The following is a 16,033-nucleotide window of genomic DNA, read 5'->3' as shown; positions in this document are numbered from 1 at the left end:
TCCTACCTCAGTCCCAGAGTCCCTGGATCCGCATGATGCCCGCCACCAGGCACATCACGGAGCCGATCCCGAGGAGCACGACGACACCCTTGGGCATGCCCTGCTTCCAGAAGGAGTAGACGCCGCCGGCCAGGAAGAGGCCGACGACAATCAGAATGGTGTTGAGGCCGGTCACAGGGCGCCCTTCGTGGACGGAAGGATTCCGGCAGCGCGCGGGTCGTGCTCACTGGCGTAACGCAGGGCGCGGGCCAGCGCCTTGAACTGGCACTCCACGATGTGGTGGGCGTTGCGGCCGTACGGGACGTGGACGTGCAGGGCGATCTGCGCCTGGGCGACGAAGGACTCCAGGATGTGCCGGGTCATCGTCGTGTCGTACTCGCCGATCATCGGCGCCATCTTCTCCGGCTCGGTGTGCACCAGATAGGGGCGGCCGGAGAGGTCTACGGTGACCTGGGCGAGCGACTCGTCCAGCGGGACGGTGCAGTTGCCGAAGCGGTAGATGCCGACCTTGTCGCCGAGCGCCTGCCTGAAGGCGGCGCCGAGCGCGAGGGCGGTGTCCTCGATCGTGTGGTGCGAGTCGATGTGCAGGTCGCCCTCGGTCTTGACCGTGAGGTCGAAGAGCCCGTGGCGGCCCAGCTGGTCGAGCATGTGGTCGTAGAAGCCGACACCGGTCGCGACATCGACCTTGCCGGTGCCGTCGAGGTTGATCTCGACGAGTACGGAGGTCTCCTTGGTGGTCCGTTCCACCCTGCCTACGCGGCTCATGCGTCGTGCTCCTTCTTCAGTTCGCGCACCGCATCGAGGAACGCGTCGTTCTCTGCCGGGGTTCCCGCGGAGACCCGCAGCCATCCCGGTACGCCGTTGTCCCTGACCAGGACGCCACGGTCGAGGATCTCCCGCCAGGCCACGTGGCTGTCGGCGAAGCGGCCGAACTGGACGAAGTTGGCGTCCGAGTCGGTGACGGCGAAGCCGAGCGCCCGCAGTCCGTCGACCAGCCGGTCGCGCTCGCTCTTGAGCTGCGCGACGTACCCGAGCAGGGTATCGGTGTGCTCCAGGGCGGCGAGCGCGGTGGCCTGGGTGATGGAGGACAGGTGGTAGGGCAGCCGCACCAGCTGGACCGCGTCGACGACGGCCGGGTCGGCCGCGAGGTAGCCGAGGCGCAGGCCCGCGGCGCCGAACGCCTTGGACATGGTGCGCGAGAGCACCAGGTGCGGGCGGCCCTCGATCAGCGGGAGCAGCGAGGGGTGGTGGCTGAACTCGCCGTACGCCTCGTCGACGACGACCATCGAGGGCCCGGCGGCCTGGGCCGCGTCGTACAGGGCGACGACGGTGTCCGCGTCCACCGCGGTGCCGGTCGGGTTGTTGGGCGAGGTGATGAAGACGACCTCGGGCCGGCGCTCGGTGATGGCCTTCTTCGCGGCCTCCACGTCGATGGTGAAGTCCTCGTTGCGCGGTCCGGAGATCCAGCCGGTGCCGGTGCCGCGCGCGATGAGGGCGTGCATGGAGTACGAGGGCTCGAAGCCGATGGCGGTGCGCCCGGGGCCGCCGAAGGTCTGCAGCAGCTGCTGGAGGACCTCGTTGGAGCCGTTGGCCGCCCAGACGTTGGCGACGGCCACTCCGTGTCCCGCGGTGCGGGTGAGGTAGCGGGCGAGCTCGGTGCGGAGCTCGACGGCGTCCCGGTCGGGGTAGCGGTTGAGGTCGCGGGCGGCCTCGCGGACCCGCTCGGCGATGCGGTCGACGAGCGCGTCGGGCAGCGGGTACGGGTTCTCGTTGGTGTTGAGCCGGACCGGTACGTCGAGCTGGGGCGCCCCGTACGGGGACTGGCCGCGCAGTTCGTCACGGATCGGGAGCGCGTCCCAGGCGTTGCTGTCGTTCGTCACGCTTGCGGAACCTTCCAGCCGAACCTGGCCTTGAGCGCGGCGCCGTGGGCGGGGAGGTCCTCCGCCTCGGCGAGGGTCACCACGTGGTGGGTGACCTCCGCGAGGGCGTCGCGGCTGTAGTCGACGATGTGGATGCCGCGCAGGAAGGACTGCACGGACAGGCCCGAGGAGTGGCAGGCGCAGCCACCGGTGGGCAGGACGTGGTTGGAGCCGGCGCAGTAGTCGCCGAGGGAGACGGGCGACCAGGGGCCGACGAAGACCGCTCCGGCGTTGCGGACCCGGTCGGCGACGGCCGCGGCGTCCTCCGTCTGGATCTCCAGGTGCTCGGCGGCGTAGGCGTCGACGACCTTGAGGCCGTCCTCGATCGAGGAGACCAGGACGATCGCGGACTGCCGGCCCGCCAGCGCGGGCTCGATCCGGTCGGTGACGTGCTTGGTCGCCGCGACCTGGGGCTTCAGCTCGGCCTCGGTGGCGGCGGCGAGCTCCTCGGAGTCGGTGACGAGCACGGCGGCGGCCATCGGGTCGTGCTCGGCCTGGCTGATCAGGTCGGCCGCGACGTGCACCGGGTCGGCGCTCGCGTCGGCGAGGATCGCGATCTCGGTGGGGCCGGCCTCGGCGTCGATGCCGATACGCCCCTTGAGGAGGCGCTTGGCGGCGGCGACGTAGATGTTGCCCGGCCCGGTGACGAGGTCGACCGGCGGGCAGTCCTCGGTGCCGTAGGCGAACATCGCGACGGCCTGGGCGCCGCCGACGGCGTACACCTCGTCGACACCGAGCAGGGCGCAGGCGGCGAGGATCGTGGGGTGCGGCAGGCCGCCGAACTCCCTCTGGGGCGGGGACGCGACGGCGACACCCTCGACGCCGGCCTCCTGCGCGGGGACGACGTTCATCACGACGGACGAGGGGTAGACCGAGCGTCCGCCGGGGACGTACAGGCCGACGCGCTCGACGGGCACCCACTTCTCGGTGACCGTGCCGCCGGGGACGACCTGGGTGGTGTGCGTGGTGCGGCGCTGCTCACGGTGGACGAGGCGGGCGCGGCGGACGGACTCCTCCAGCGCCGCGCGCACGGCGGGGTCGAGGCCGTCGAGCGCGGCGGTGAGGGCCTCGGCGGGCACCCGGATCGCGTCGAGGCGTACGCCGTCGAACTTCTCTCCCCACTCGATCACTGCCGTCGAGCCTCGATGGCGTACGTCCTCGCAGATGGGCCGCACCGTCTCCAGGGCGGCTTCCACGTCGAACTCGGCACGGGGCAGCAGGTCGCGCAGGTCGCCGCCCTCGGGGAGGGCGGTGCCGCGCAGATCGATTCGAGAGATCACACCGCAATTCTCTCAGACCGGTTCAGCCGTCCGGTCGCCCGTATCACTGGCTGATACATGTCCCGACTGTCACTGCTGACCATTAGCGTTCACGTCGTCACAGAGAGGGAAGAACGACTGTACGAAGCGCGGGACAAACCGCGCGAGCGGAGGTGAGGCAGTGACCGAACCGCAGGACGGCGCGATCCCGGACGGGCTCAGCGCCGCGGAGCTGGGTATGTGGCAGTCCTTCCGCAACGGCACGACCTACGATCTGCGGTCGCACGATCCGGTGCGCGACGACCCGTTCGCCGCGCACACCTGGGGACCCGAGCGCAGTGTCGGCGCGCGTACGGTGGCGCGCCTGCTGCTGGACGGGCCGCCCGCGCGGCCGGGGCGGGTGGCCGCGCTGAAGATGAGGGGGGTGCGGATCACCGGGAAGCTGGACCTGGCGGGCGGCCGGGTGTCTCCGTACGTCGAGCTCACGGGCTGCCGCTTCGAGCAGGAGGTCGTCCTGCCCGAGTGCCACTTCACCACGCTGCGGCTGGTGGGCTGCGCGGTGCCGAGGCTGGACGCGGCCCGGCTGCACACGGAGGGCGATCTGCATCTGCCGCGCTGCCGGATCGAGCGCGGCATCCGGCTGACCGATGCCAGGATCGGCACGGACCTGCTGATCAACCAGATCGCCATCGGCCCCGACCGGCGCGGGCGCGCCTTCGTCGGCGACGGGATGTCGGTGGCGCAGGACCTCCAGGCCGAGATGATCGAGACCCGCGGCGAGCTGAGCCTGCGCGGGGCGAAGGTCGGCGGTTCACTGAGCCTGCGCGGCAGCCGGCTGCGCGCCACGGACGGGCGGCGGGCGCTGAACGCCCCGCAGCTGAGCGTGGAGCGCACGCTGTACATGACGGAGGCCTGGGTCAGCATCGACACGGGGAACCAGGGCACCACTCCCCCGTTCGGCATCGCGCGCGGCGGCGGGCCCGCGCGCGGGACACGCGCGCAGGTCTTCGAGTGCCGGGGCGCGGTGCGGCTCGACGACGGGCGGTTCGGGGACGCGGTGGACCTGCACAAGGCACGCTTCGTGCTCGCCGACCGCGAGGAGCTGTCGCTGCGCCGGATCGTCACGCCGGAGCTGCGCTTCAACGCGGAGCGCCCGAGGGAGGGCCGGGTCGTGCTGAACGGCGCGAAGGTGGTCACGCTGATCGATGTGTCGACCAGCTGGCCGGGGCCCGGCGGCCTCGCGATGGGCGGCTTCGTGTACGAGAACCTCGTCCCCTACGGCCATTTCCCGCTCTCCAGGCGCCTGGAGTGGGTCCTGGCCGCGACCCCGGAGTACGTACCCGAGCCGTACGAGCGTCTCGCGGCGGTGCTCCGCAGCTGCGGGGAGGACGCGGACGCCCGCGAGGTGTTGCTGGCCAAACAGCGGCGCCGACGCGAGACGCTGCCGCCGGCCGGGCGGATCTGGGGCTATCTGCAGGACTGGACGGTGGCGTACGGCTACCGGCCGGGGCGCGCCCTGGTCTGGATGACGGTGCTGTGGGCGGCGGGGGCGGTGGCGTTCTCGCAGTACCGCCCCGAATCGATCAAGGGAGGTGAGCACCCGCAATGGAATCCCGCGCTGTACGCGCTGGATCTGCTGGTGCCGGTGATCAATCTCGGCCAGGACGGTTACTGGCTGCTGGAGGGCGGCTGGCAGTGGACGGCGGCCGCGCTCGTGCTGCTGGGGTGGATACTGGCCACGACGGTGGCGGCGGGCGCGTCCCGGCTGCTGCGGCGTGGCTGAGGGAAGGACGGCGGTCCGTCCGGCCGGATCCCTGCGATCACAGGGATCGAAAGGCCGGACGAGGCCCGGAAGGACAACCGGTCGCCATCGGCCGGAAGGTCGGAATCAAGCCAGCCACGAGCACTTCCTTTGCCCTTTCTTGACCGCACTCGATGCAACCCTTCCACTCCCCACAGAAGCTTCACAGAGGCCCTCTGGCGCCGCCCCCACCAGGGCTTTTCAATGGTCTGCACCATGTCTCTCCTCCGCGCACTGCTGAGCCCCGCGCGCATGTTCCGGCACGGCTCCGGGCCGTCGCCGGCCGGGCTGCCCGCGGACGACGCGGTGCTGCTCGACGCGCCCGACGAGCGGCTCTCGCCCGCCCTGGTGGCGGCGGCCCTGGGGGACTTCGAACCCGCGGCCAAGCTCCTCGCCACCACCAGGGACGCCGCCGACTGGGAGATCCGCGACCGCACCCTCGCGCGGCTGGTCGCCTTCGCGCGCGGTCGCGACGACTGGCTCACCCACTGGCTGTCCGCCGCCCCGGGCGACCCGGACGCCCTGCTCGTCAAGGCCGCGCTCGCGGTGCGGCGCGCGTGGGAGTCCCCGGCCCACGCCGAGGAGCTGCGCGGGGTGGGCCCGCTGATCGCGGCGGCGGCCGAGGCCGATCCCCAGGACCCGGTGCCCTGGCGGCTCGCGCTCGACCACGCCCGGGGCACGCACGCCCCGCACACGGCCTTCGAGTCGCTGTGGGAACAGGCCGTGCGCCGCTCCCCGCACCACTACGGCAGCCATGTCGCCGCGCTCCGCTACCTCTCGGCCCGCTGGTACGGCTCGCACCGGGAGTGCTTCGACTTCGCCGAGCGTGCCGCCGAGGACGCCGCGGGCGACTCCCTGGTGCAGGCACTGCCCGCACGGGCGGCCTTCGCCCTGCTGCGGGACGAGGAGGCGGCCGCCCGGGCGGCCGCCGTGCGGGAGGACCGGATCGATGCCGCAGCCGACCTCGCGATCAGCTTCTCGGCCGGATTCCCGGTCGGCGACCCCCTGCCGGCGGAGGCCCGCAACCTCCTCGCCTACGTCCTGGCCGCACGGGGCCGCGCGGCGGAGGCCCTGGAACAGTTCCGGCTGATCGGGCCGTACGCCACCTCCTTCCCGTGGGCCTGCGTGGCCGGGGAGGCACTCGGCGGATTCCTCGACACACGGGCGGATGTCCAGCTCCGGGTGACTTCTTCCACGCGCCGGTGCGGGCGGCCGGAACACGTCGCGGCCCGTGGCCATTAGGCTTGGCCCCTGTGACCACCGCTCGACTGCCTCTCTTCCCGCTGAACGCGGTGCTGTTCCCCGGCCTCGTGCTGCCCCTCAACGTCTTCGAGGAGCGTTATCGCGCCATGATGCGCGAGCTGCTCGAGACCGACGAGGAGGAACCGCGCCGCTTCGTGGTGGTCGCGATCCGCGACGGCCGCGAGACCGCGCCGACGGCCACCGGAATGCCGGACACGGTCGCCGCCGCGCCTCCCACCGAGCGTGCCCCGGGCGACGGCTTCGGCCCCGACCCCCTCCAGACCTTCCACCGGGTCGGCTGCGTCGCGGACGCGGCGAAGGTCCGTGAGCGCGCCGACGGCAGCTACGAGGTCCTGGCTACCGGCACCGCACGGGTCAGGCTGCTCTCCGTCGACGCGAGCGGCCCGTTCCTGACGGCCGAGGTCGAGGAACTGCCCGAGGACCCGGGCGCCACCGAGGGCGAGGACGCCCCCACGGACGAGGCGGGCGCCCTCGCGGAGGGCGTCCTGCGCGCGTTCCGCAGCTACCAGAAGCGGCTGGCGGGCGCGAGCGAGCGTTCCCTGACGACCGGCGCCGACCTGCCCGACGACCCGTCCGTCGTGTCGTACCTGGTGGCCGCGGCCGCCGTGCTCGACATCCCGTCGAAGCAGCGGCTGCTCCAGGCCCCGGACACCGCGACCCGGCTCCGCGAGGAGCTGTCGCTCCTGCGCAAGGAGACGGCCGTCATCCGTCATCTGCCGTCACTGCCGGCGACCGACCTGACCCGCGACCCCACGCACCCCAACTGACCCGAGGACCGGCCGGTGGCGAAGAAGTCCAGAAAACAGCAACAGCAGTCCGGCTCCACCCCGGCCACGGTCGCTCTGTCAGCGGCCGGCACCGCGTTCACGGTCCACTCCTACGACCACGATCCGGCCTCCCCCTCGTACGGCGAGGAAGCGGCCGAAGCGCTCGGGGTCCCGGCCGACCGGGTGTTCAAGACACTGGTCGCTGACGTGGACGGCGAACTGGTCGTCGCCGTGGTCCCGGTGGCGGGATCCCTGGACCTGAAGGCCCTGGCATCGGCGGTGGGCGGCAAACGTGCCGCGATGGCGGACCCCTCGGCGGCGGAACGCACCACGGGCTACGTGAGGGGCGGCATCTCCCCCCTGGGCCAGCGCAAACGCCTGCGCACGGTACTGGACGCGTCGGCCGACACCCACCCCACGATCTGCGTCTCGGCGGGCCGCCGCGGCCTGGAGGTGGAACTCACCCCCAGAGACCTGACCACCCTGACCCAGGCAACGGTATCCACCATCGCCCGCCCCTGACCATCCCGTCCGACGCACCCCTCCGGCCCGTCCGGCGCTTGAGGACCGGGGCCCGGGGCACCAAGCCCCACCCCTCCAGCCCGTCCGGCGCCTGAGGACCGGGGCCCGGGGCACCAAGCCCCACCCCTCCAGCCCGTCCGGCGCCTGAGGACCGGGGTCCGGGGCACCAAGCCCCACCCCTCCAGCCCGTCCGGCGCCTGAGGACCGGGGTCCGGGGCACCAAGCCCCACCCCTCCAGCCCGTCCGGCGCTTGAGGACCGGGGTCCGGGGCAGAGCCCCGGTTTCGGGAAGGGGCCGGGTAGCGGAACAGCCCGCCGCAGGCGGCCACGGCCACCCCCGCGGCCACGGCCACCCCCCGCGGCCACTACGACCGCTCGGGCCACTCCCCCGCCTCACCCGCAGACGACGACGGCCCGTACGACCCCCCACCGCCCCACCCCGACGGCTCAGGATCCCGCGGCCCGAACAACGCCGTGAGCCCCAGATGGACGATCATCGCCGCGACGGGCCAGGCCAGCATCGCCGCCCCCACCGCATGCAGCTCCAGCGGCGCGTCGAAGGTGACTCCCTTGCCGACCTCCTTGGCATGGGCCACCACATCGGACGTAGGTCCGAACCACGTGCCGACCCCCCACGCGATCAGCGACCCCACCAGCCCGCCCAGGGCGAGACCCACCACCAGCGGGATACCCCCACGCCGGCGGAAGAGGAACACGGCGACCGCCGAGACCAGACCGAAGGCCAGTGCCAGCAGCACGAACGTGCCGTCGGCCCCTATGGCCTCCTCGCCCTCACTGTTCTTGAGGAGCACGGCGGTGTCGTCGGACACGAGCGGTACCCGCGGCGCGAGCCACAGCCAGAGCAGCCCGAGCAGCACACCCGCCACCGTCAGCACCCCGGCGACCACCCCCGCCTGCCGCAGCTCGGCCCGCCGCTCCTGCGGCCCCAGCCGCTCACCGGGCAGTAGATGGGACCCGGAGGCCGGGACCTGCCACGGATCGTACGGCTGGGACCCGGACGGGTCCCCGGCCCGGGACTCTGACTGGGACTCGGGCTCATGCGGCGGCGGCGTCAACGGTGCGGTCACGCTGCCATCGTGCCAGCCCGCCGCCCGTGCCGCCTCACCGGACCCGCCTCACCGGCCCCCGCCTCACCGAACCGCCGCACGCCGGTACGCCCACGTGGCCACGGCCAGCGAGAGCACACCGACCGCCGCGCACACCGCGAGGTCGAGAGCGACGACCGCCCAGTCGGGATGGGCGTCGAAGGACCGGGACAGCGCCTCGACGCCGTACGTCGAGGGAAGCAGATCGCGGGCCCACCCGACCGGCCCCGGCAGCCGCTCGGCCGGCAGCACACCCAGCAGCAGCGCCGCCGACATGCCCAGCTGCCCCAGCAGCGTCGCCACCTCCTGCCGCGGCGCCAGCAGCCCGAGCGCCGCGCCGAGCCCGGAGAGCGCGGCCCCGGAGAGCGGGATGACGGCGACGAGCACCCACAGATGCGTCATCGGAAGGCCGAACAGCGCGCTGCCCGCCACCGCCGTGACGATCGTGCCCGGCACGGTGAACGAGGCGTACGCCCCCGCCGCCCCCAGCACCACAGCGGCCGGCGGCACAGGCAGCGTCGCGTAGTGGTCGAGCCCGCCGCCGGCCCTGAGCTGGCCGAAGTACTGGGCGAGCAGATTGAGCGCGACGAAGGCCACCACCAGCACGGCGGACCCGGCGACGACGGCCCGTGCCTCCGCACCGCCGTCGACGACGCCCCGCATCAGCACCATGATCCCGATGGACTGGAAGGTCGCGACGAACAGCAGCGGAATCCGCGCGACCCGGGCCCGCGACAGCTGCGCCCGGTACACGGCGGCCAGTGAAGGGAGCAGCCTGGCCCGCGGTGCGAGCGCCGCGGGGGCGGTACGGGAGGGCGGGCCGGTCCGCACGGCGGAGATCCGTACCCTCGGACCGGCCACCTTCGCGGGCTCCGTCGGAACCATGCTCGTCACCTGGCCGTGCTCCCCTTCGAGTCGCGTACACGTACATGCGGCAGCACGTCGACGCTCAACGTTCTGATCACGCCTTCACCAGCCCCTCGGCCCTGGCGGCGTCCCCGCCGAGGGCCAGATACACGTCCTCCAGGCTGGGCGTGGCCAGCGTGAAGTCGTCGAGCGAGGAGAAAGCCGCCCCGCCGGTCACCGCCGCCACCGCGGCCCGTGCCTCGTCGGGCCCCAGCCGCAGCGTCCACTTGCGCCCCGACTCCTGCGCCGATTCACGCAGCGCGGCCACCTCGGGGACGTCCAGCGGCGCACGCTCGCGCCACACCAGCTCGACCCGCACCTCGCCGGCCACCCGCTCCTTGAGCCCGGCCGGGGTGTCGCAGGCGATGACCCTGCCGCGCTCCATGACGGCCACCCGGTCCAGGACCGTCTCGGCCTCGATGACGTTGTGGGTCACGAGCAGCACGGTCGCCCCGTGCTCGGCACGCCGCCGGTCGACGGCGGACCAGACGGAGCGACGGGCGACGGGGTCCATCCCGGTCGTCGGTTCGTCCAGCACCAGCAGGGGCCGCTCACCGACGAGGGCCGCGGCGAAGCAGGCCAGCCTGCGCTGCCCGCCCGACAGCTTCCTCAGGGGGCGCCCGGCGAGGGCGGTGAGCCCGAGTTCCTCCAGTACGTCGTCACGCGCGGCGCGCGCTTCCCGTACCGGCAGACCCCTGAGCCGCCCGGTGGTCTCCGCGGCGAGCGACACGGTCAGCTCGTCGAGGGCGGTGGACTCCTGGCCCAGGTAGCCGATGAGCCGCGAGGCGCGCTCGGGGTGGCACACGAGGTCGTGTCCCAGCACCTCGACGCTCCCGGAGTCGGGACGCATCAGCCCGGTGAGCTGGCGTACGAGCGTGGACTTGCCCGCTCCGTTGGGCCCGAGCAGGCCGAAGATCTCACCGCGCCGGACATCGAGGCACACCCCGTCGGTGGCGCGCACCTCGGGAGTCGCGGCCCGGCCGCGTCGGCCCCGGACTGCGGGGTAGGTCTTGACCAGGTCGCGCACCGCGCACACGGTCCCGGTCGGTGCCGGTGCTGTGTCCGCAGCCTGTGCTGTGCCCGTACTCACGAGGCATGAGCCTACGGGGTCGGATGCCCCGTATTGCGTCCGGGTCCGGGCAGTGCCGCGCCGCTCACTCCCCCGCGGGAGCCTGTTCGGTGGCGGTCCGTACGTCGATCTCGCGCCAGAAGCCCGCCCGGATGGCATAGCGGTCGTGCTCGTCGATCTGGTCGTCCTTGTGCGCGAGGAGACCGAAGCGGGCGGCGTACCTCAGCACTTCTCCGTCGATGCGGTGCGGGATGCGGGGATACATCGTGGACAGCTTCTGCAGGTGGACGGGTTCCGGCAGCCGCTCCATCCAGCGCCGGGCGAAGACCTGGCCCACCTCGAAGGGGTCGCCGCCGACGGTGGTGATGTCCTCCTCCCGGTCCGCCCAGCGCTGTTCCGCGCTGGTGAGCTGGGCCAGGGTCGGCAGGGAGGCGGTCTCGGGCGGCTCACCGAGCGGCCCGCCGCGCTCCACCCAGCCCTTCTCCGACGACCAGCGCAGTGTCGCGTTGCCCGCCGGGGGCTGTGCGGCGTGCTGCGGGGTCTGGGGCGCGGGTGCGCGCAGGCTCGCCAGGTCCTTGGGGGTGGGGACGCCCTTGTGTCCGGGGGCGGGCGCGGGCCCGGAGGGCGGGGCTGCCTCGGTCTCCGCCGTGCCGGTGCCGTTACGGGTGGCGGCAGCCTGGGCCTCCGACGCCCGCTCCGCGGACGCGGCGAGGGCCGCCTCGGGCAACGGCGCCGACAGGATCGCGGCGATCTCGGGGCGCGGGGCGGGCGCGGGCGCGCACACGCCGCCCGTCTCCTTGGCCCGTACGGCCTGGGTGATCCAGGCACGGTCGAGCACACGACGCTCGTCGGCCTCGGCGACCAGGTCCTCGGACTGGTTGTAGTCGCCGTCGGCGGCCTGTACGGCCCAGAGGTGGACGGCGACGCCGTGCTCCTTGGCCGACATGAGCCCCGGCAGCAGATCGCCGTCGCCCGTCACGAGCACCACGTCGGAGCAGGCACGGTTTCTGGCCAGCTCGGTGAGCTCGGCGTGCATGGCCGCGTCGACGCCCTTCTGCGCCCACCGTCCGTCACTGCGGGTGAGCGCCCCCAGTCGTACGGTCACCCGCGGCATGACCCGCAGTCTGCGGTGCTCGGGCTGCGGAACCCGGTCGGGGGCGCCGTCGAACCAGTAGATGCGCAGCAGGGGCTGTTCCGTGTCGGCCTCCGCCCGCTCGCGCAGCCCCTGGATCAGGGCCGCGTGGTCGACGGTGATGCGGGAACGGGCGGGCTCTCCGGCCAGCAGACTCGCGGCTGCGCCCAGCAAGTAGCCGGCGTCAACCAGGACGACGCAACGGTCCACGCGTTCCACCCTCTTCCAGTTCGGGAGCGGACCGGGGTCCTGACATGGGGGTGATCCGCCGGTCCGGGGTTCGCTTACTCAGGGTTTCTTCCGAGTCTGCCCGACGGCGGTGGGGTTAAGGTCCGGAACTCGATCATCGGCGTGGCGGATCCGAAAACCGCGCATGATACCCCGCGAACTACGCTCGGTAATGATCCAACATGCGGCCTTTCCGGTGCTATGTGAGCCTGACAGCGGTTCTGGACCCCCAGATCTCCCACAGGAGGCATCACGATGGCGAAGAACAAGAACCGCAAGCAGGCCGCTCAGCCCGACCGCGCGTCCGCCGCGGAGCGCGGGTCGGACGAGGCCAGGTCGACGGCGTACGAGTCGGGCACCCAGCCGCAGGCTCAGGGCAGCCCGGCCGACGTCGCTCGCAAGCACCAGAAGCGGTTCGGCCACAACTGACGGGCCCACCCCGTGCGAGAGGGGCGCCCCGCCACCGGCGGGGCGCCCCTCTCGCGGGTGTGCGGCCGTCAGCCGGCCAGGCAGGACGGGCCGAGCAGCACCTTCAGGTCGCCGAAGAGCGCGGGGTCCGGCTTGACGCGGTGCCGGTCGAGCCGGAGCACGGTGGTCTTGCGGGGGCCCTGGAGCCTGATGCGCACCTCGGTGTCGCCCCGGTGGTTGCCGAGGACCTCGCCGAGCCGGCTGACCATGGGCGGGGTGACCCGGACCGTGGGGATGGTCAGGACGACGGGTGCGTTGGCCCCGGCGTTGGAGATGTCGGGGACCTGCATCTCCATGGCGACCAGGCGCGGCACGTCCTCGCGCTTGTCGAGGCGTCCCTTGACGAAGACGACGGTGTCCTCGACGAGCTGGGTGGAGACCAGCTGGTAGGTCGCGGGGAAGAACATGCACTCGATGGATCCCGCGAGGTCCTCCACGGTCGCGATGGCCCAGGCGTTGCCCTGCTTGGTCATCTTGCGCTGGAGGCCGGAGATGATGCCGCCCACGGTGACGATCGCGCCGTCGGCGTGCTCACCGCCGGTGAGCTGCGAGATCGCCGCGTCCGACTTGTCGGACAGGACGTGCTCAAGGCCGAAGAGCGGGTGGTCGGAGACGTAGAGGCCGAGCATCTCGCGCTCCTGCGCGAGCAGGTAGGACTTCTCCCACTCGATGTCGGAGAACTCCACGTCGAGACCGAAGCCCGGCTCGGAGTCGCCCTCCGCCTCGTCGCCCATGCCGCCGAAGAGGTCGAACTGCCCCTCGGCCTCCTTGCGCTTGACCTGCACCACGTTGTCGATCATCGGCTCGTGGTGGGCGACGAGTCCCTTGCGGGTGTGACCCATCTCGTCGAAGGCGCCGGCCTTGATGAGCGACTCGACGGTGCGCTTGTTGCAGACGACCGCCTCGACCTTGTCCAGGAAGTCGGGGAAGGTGGAGTACTTCCCCTTCGCCTTGCGGCACCTGATGATCGAGTCGACCACGTTCTGGCCGACGTTACGAACAGCGGTCAGCCCGAACAGGATGACGTCGTCACCCTGGGCTGCGAAGTTCGACTCGGACTCGTTGACGTTGGGCGGGAGTACCTTGATGCCCATGCGCCGGCACTCGTTGAGGTAGACCGCGGACTTGTCCTTGTCGTCCTTGACCGAGGTCAGCAGGGCCGCCATGTACTCGGCGGGGTAGTTCGCCTTGAGGTAGGCGGTCCAGTAGGTGACCAGGCCGTACGCGGAGGAGTGCGCCTTGTTGAAGGCGTATCCCGCGAAGGGGACCAGGACGTCCCAGAGCGCCTTGATCGCCGCGTCGGAGAAGCCGTTCTTCTTGGCGCCGGCCTCGAAGAGGACGAAGTTCTTCGCCAGTTCGTCGGCCTTCTTCTTGCCCATCACGCGGCGCAGGATGTCCGCTTCGCCGAGCGAGTAGCCGGCGACGATCTGGGCGGCCTTCTGCACCTGCTCCTGATAGACGATCAGGCCGTAGGTGAGCCCGAGGACCTCCTTGAGCGGCTCCTCGAGCTCCGGGTGGATCGGGGTGATCTCCTGCCGGGCGTTCTTGCGCTCGGCGTAGTTCGTGTGCGAGTTCATTCCCATCGGGCCCGGCCGGTAGAGGGCCGAGACGGCGGAGATGTCCTCGAAGTTGTCGGGCTGCATCTGGCGCAGCAGCGAACGCATGGGGCCGCCGTCGAACTGGAACACCCCGAGCGTGTCACCGCGGCAGAGCAGCTCGTACGTCTTGGGGTCGTCCAGCGGGAGCGCGAGCATCTCCAGGTCGACGCCCTTGTTGGCCTTCACCATCTTGATGGCGTCGTCCATGATCGTCAGGTTGCGCAGGCCGAGGAAGTCCATCTTCAGCAGGCCGAGCGACTCGCACTGCGGGTAGTCCCACTGCGTGATGGTGACGCCGTCGGTGTGCCGCGTCCAGAGCGGGGCGTGGTCGACGATGGGCTCGCTGGACATGATCACGCCTGCGGCGTGCACGCCCATCTGCCGGACGAGGCCCTCGACGCCCTTCGCGGTGTCGATGACCTTCTGGACGTCCGGCTCGTTCTCGTACATCCCCCGGATCTCGCCCGCCTCGCTGTAGCGCGGGTGCTTGGGGTCGGTGATGCCGCTGAGGTCGATGCCCTTGCCGAGGACGTCGGCGGGCATCGCCTTGGTGAGGCGGTCGCCCATCGCGTACGGATAGCCGAGGACGCGCGCGGAGTCCTTGATGGCGTTCTTGGCCTTGATCTTGCCGTAGGTGCCGATCATGGCGACCTTGTCGGCGCCGTACTTCTCCGTCACGTACCGGATGACCTCGACGCGCCTGCGCTCGTCGAAGTCGATGTCGACGTCGGGCATGGACACGCGCTCGGGGTTGAGGAAGCGCTCGAAGATCAGCCCGTGGGTGATCGGGTCGAGGTCGGTGATGCCCATGGCGTACGCGACGATCGAACCGGCCGCGGAACCACGGCCGGGGCCGACCGCGATGCCGTTGTTCTTGGCCCACATGATGAAGTCGGCGACGACGAGGAAGTACCCCGGGAACCCCATCTGGATGATGATGTCCATCTCGTACTCGGCCTGCTTCTGCCGGTCGTCGGGGACACCGCCCGGGTAGCGGCGGCCCATGCCGACCCGGACCTCCTCCTGGAACCAGGTGACCTCGGTGAAGCCCTCAGGGATCTCGAACTTCGGCATCAGGTCGCGCTTCTCGAACATGCCGGTGGTGTCGATCTGCTGCGCGACCAGGAGGGTGTTGGCGCAGCCCTCCTGCCAGGCGTCGGAGGAGTCGACGGCGTACATCTCGTCGGTCGTCTTGAGGTAGTAGCCCGTGCCGTCGAACCGGAAGCGGTCGGGGTCGGAGAGGTTCTTGCCGGTCTGGATGCAGAGCAGCGCGTCGTGCGCGGTCGCCTCGTTGGCGTAGGTGTAGTGAGAGTCGTTCGTCACGAGCGGCGGGATGCCGAGCTTCTTGCCGACCCGCAGCAGGTCGTCGCGGACCCGGCGCTCGATGTCGATGCCGTGGTCCATCAGCTCCAGGAAGTACCGGTCCTTGCCGAAGATGTCCTGGTAATCGGACGCCGCCTTGACGGCCTCGTCGAACTGGCCGAGGCGCAGCCGGGTCTGCAGCTCACCGGAGGGGCAGCCGGTGGAGGCGATCAGGCCTTCGGACCACTGGGAGATGGTCTCCTTGTCCATACGCGGCCACTTCTGCAGCCAGCCCTCGGCGTACGCGTCCGACGAGAGCTTGAAGAGGTTGTGCAGTCCGGTGCTGTTGGCCGCCCAGATCGTCTTGTGGGTGTAACCACCGGAACCCGAGACGTCGTCCCGCTTCTGGTGCGGCTGGCCCCACTGGATCTTGCGCTTGTGCTTCCGCGACTCGGGGGCGACGTAGGCCTCGATCCCGATGATCGGCGTCACCCCGGCCTTCTCTGCCGAGTGGAAGAAGTCGTACGCCCCGTGGAGGTTGCCGTGGTCGGTCATCGCGATGTGCGACATGCCCATGCCCTTGCACGCCTCGAACATGTCCTTGAGCCTCGCGGCACCGTCCAGCAGGGAGTACTGGGTGTGGACGTGCAGGTGCGTGAAAGGCGGTTTGCTCACGGCGCTGTGCCTCCGGGAA

14 protein-coding genes are annotated in these 16,033 nt (G+C 71.4%); 5 read left to right on the top strand and 9 right to left on the bottom strand.

Annotation, left to right across the window (positions count from 1 at the left end; translation table 11 throughout):
* Window positions 1-7: 7 nt before the first annotated feature.
* Genes OG623_RS26890 through hisD form a run of 4 tightly spaced genes read right to left on the bottom strand, consistent with a single transcriptional unit; the run spans window position 8 to window position 3,199 of the window.
* Window positions 8-175, bottom strand: coding sequence for a hypothetical protein (locus OG623_RS26890; RefSeq protein WP_406149918.1), 168 nt, complete (start codon window positions 173-175; stop codon window positions 8-10).
* The gene (hisB, locus tag OG623_RS26885) at window positions 172-765 is read right to left on the bottom strand and encodes an imidazoleglycerol-phosphate dehydratase HisB (protein WP_099176212.1); all 594 of its coding nucleotides are present in this window, start codon (window positions 763-765) and stop codon (window positions 172-174) included. Before hisB ends, OG623_RS26890 begins: the two co-directional genes overlap by 4 nt.
* Window positions 762-1,880, bottom strand: a complete 1,119-nt coding sequence (locus tag OG623_RS26880) for a histidinol-phosphate transaminase (protein WP_406149917.1) — start codon at window positions 1,878-1,880, stop codon at window positions 762-764. The genes hisB and OG623_RS26880 overlap by 4 nt, the downstream gene beginning before the upstream one ends.
* Entirely contained in the window at window positions 1,877-3,199 is a 1,323-nt protein-coding gene (gene hisD / locus OG623_RS26875) for a histidinol dehydrogenase (RefSeq protein ID WP_406149916.1), read from the bottom strand. Before hisD ends, OG623_RS26880 begins: the two co-directional genes overlap by 4 nt.
* 160 nt (window positions 3,200-3,359) lie before the next feature.
* On the opposite strand from hisD, the gene OG623_RS26870 reads away from it, so the two are divergent.
* The 4 genes from OG623_RS26870 to ybaK all read left to right on the top strand — a co-directional run bounded on the left by OG623_RS26870 (window position 3,360) and on the right by ybaK (window position 7,531).
* Window positions 3,360-4,961, top strand: a complete 1,602-nt coding sequence (locus OG623_RS26870; protein ID WP_406149915.1) for an oxidoreductase — start codon at window positions 3,360-3,362, stop codon at window positions 4,959-4,961.
* A gap of 222 nt (window positions 4,962-5,183) precedes the next feature.
* Window positions 5,184-6,221, top strand: a complete 1,038-nt coding sequence (locus tag OG623_RS26865) for a hypothetical protein (RefSeq protein WP_406149914.1) — start codon at window positions 5,184-5,186, stop codon at window positions 6,219-6,221.
* An 11-nt stretch (window positions 6,222-6,232) separates the two neighbouring features.
* On the top strand, window positions 6,233-7,009 hold the full coding sequence (locus tag OG623_RS26860; RefSeq protein ID WP_406149913.1) for an LON peptidase substrate-binding domain-containing protein: 777 nt from the start codon (window positions 6,233-6,235) through the stop codon (window positions 7,007-7,009).
* 15 nt (window positions 7,010-7,024) lie between these two features.
* Window positions 7,025-7,531, top strand: a complete 507-nt coding sequence (ybaK, locus tag OG623_RS26855; RefSeq protein WP_406149911.1) for a Cys-tRNA(Pro) deacylase — start codon at window positions 7,025-7,027, stop codon at window positions 7,529-7,531.
* A gap of 364 nt (window positions 7,532-7,895) precedes the next feature.
* Here the strand turns inward: ybaK and OG623_RS26850 are convergent, their stop codons facing one another.
* The 4 genes from OG623_RS26850 to OG623_RS26835 form a co-directional block, all read right to left on the bottom strand.
* Window positions 7,896-8,618 carry an ABC transporter permease gene (locus OG623_RS26850; RefSeq protein WP_406149910.1) on the bottom strand — a complete coding sequence of 241 codons (723 nt, stop codon included), beginning with the start codon at window positions 8,616-8,618 and terminating at the stop codon, window positions 7,896-7,898.
* Window positions 8,619-8,681: 63 nt separating this feature from the next.
* Entirely contained in the window at window positions 8,682-9,521 is an 840-nt protein-coding gene (locus OG623_RS26845) for an ABC transporter permease (protein WP_406149908.1), read from the bottom strand.
* A 76-nt stretch (window positions 9,522-9,597) separates the two neighbouring features.
* Entirely contained in the window at window positions 9,598-10,578 is a 981-nt protein-coding gene (locus OG623_RS26840; protein ID WP_406152017.1) for an ABC transporter ATP-binding protein, read from the bottom strand.
* Window positions 10,579-10,696: 118 nt separating this feature from the next.
* Window positions 10,697-11,962: an NYN domain-containing protein gene (locus OG623_RS26835; protein WP_406149906.1), complete on the bottom strand. Its 1,266-nt coding sequence runs from the start codon at window positions 11,960-11,962 to the stop codon at window positions 10,697-10,699.
* A 264-nt stretch (window positions 11,963-12,226) separates the two neighbouring features.
* Between OG623_RS26835 and OG623_RS26830 the strand changes: the two genes are divergently transcribed.
* Window positions 12,227-12,400, top strand: a complete 174-nt coding sequence (locus OG623_RS26830) for a hypothetical protein (protein WP_406149905.1) — start codon at window positions 12,227-12,229, stop codon at window positions 12,398-12,400.
* Between the two features lie 68 nt (window positions 12,401-12,468).
* On the opposite strand, the gene dnaE is transcribed toward OG623_RS26830, so the two are convergent.
* Window positions 12,469-16,014 carry a DNA polymerase III subunit alpha gene (dnaE, locus tag OG623_RS26825; protein ID WP_406149904.1) on the bottom strand — a complete coding sequence of 1,182 codons (3,546 nt, stop codon included), beginning with the start codon at window positions 16,012-16,014 and terminating at the stop codon, window positions 12,469-12,471.
* Between the last annotated feature and the right edge of the window lie 19 nt (window positions 16,015-16,033).

The organism is Streptomyces sp. NBC_01012 (genome assembly GCF_045162755.1).
Classification (GTDB): Bacteria; Actinomycetota; Actinomycetes; order Streptomycetales; family Streptomycetaceae; genus Streptomyces.
This window is presented reverse-complemented; position numbering and strand designations above follow the sequence as displayed.

Bases quoted from the DNA above. Each gene is read 5' to 3' on its own strand.
- hisB (WP_099176212.1), bottom strand. From the start codon at position 765: ATGAGCCGCGTAGGCAGGGTGGAACGGACCACCAAGGAGACCTCCGTA.
- OG623_RS26865 (WP_406149914.1), top strand. From the start codon at position 5,184: ATGGTCTGCACCATGTCTCTCCTCCGCGCACTGCTGAGCCCCGCGCGC.
- OG623_RS26845 (WP_406149908.1), bottom strand. From the start codon at position 9,521: ATGGTTCCGACGGAGCCCGCGAAGGTGGCCGGTCCGAGGGTACGGATC.
- OG623_RS26830 (WP_406149905.1), top strand. From the start codon at position 12,227: ATGGCGAAGAACAAGAACCGCAAGCAGGCCGCTCAGCCCGACCGCGCG.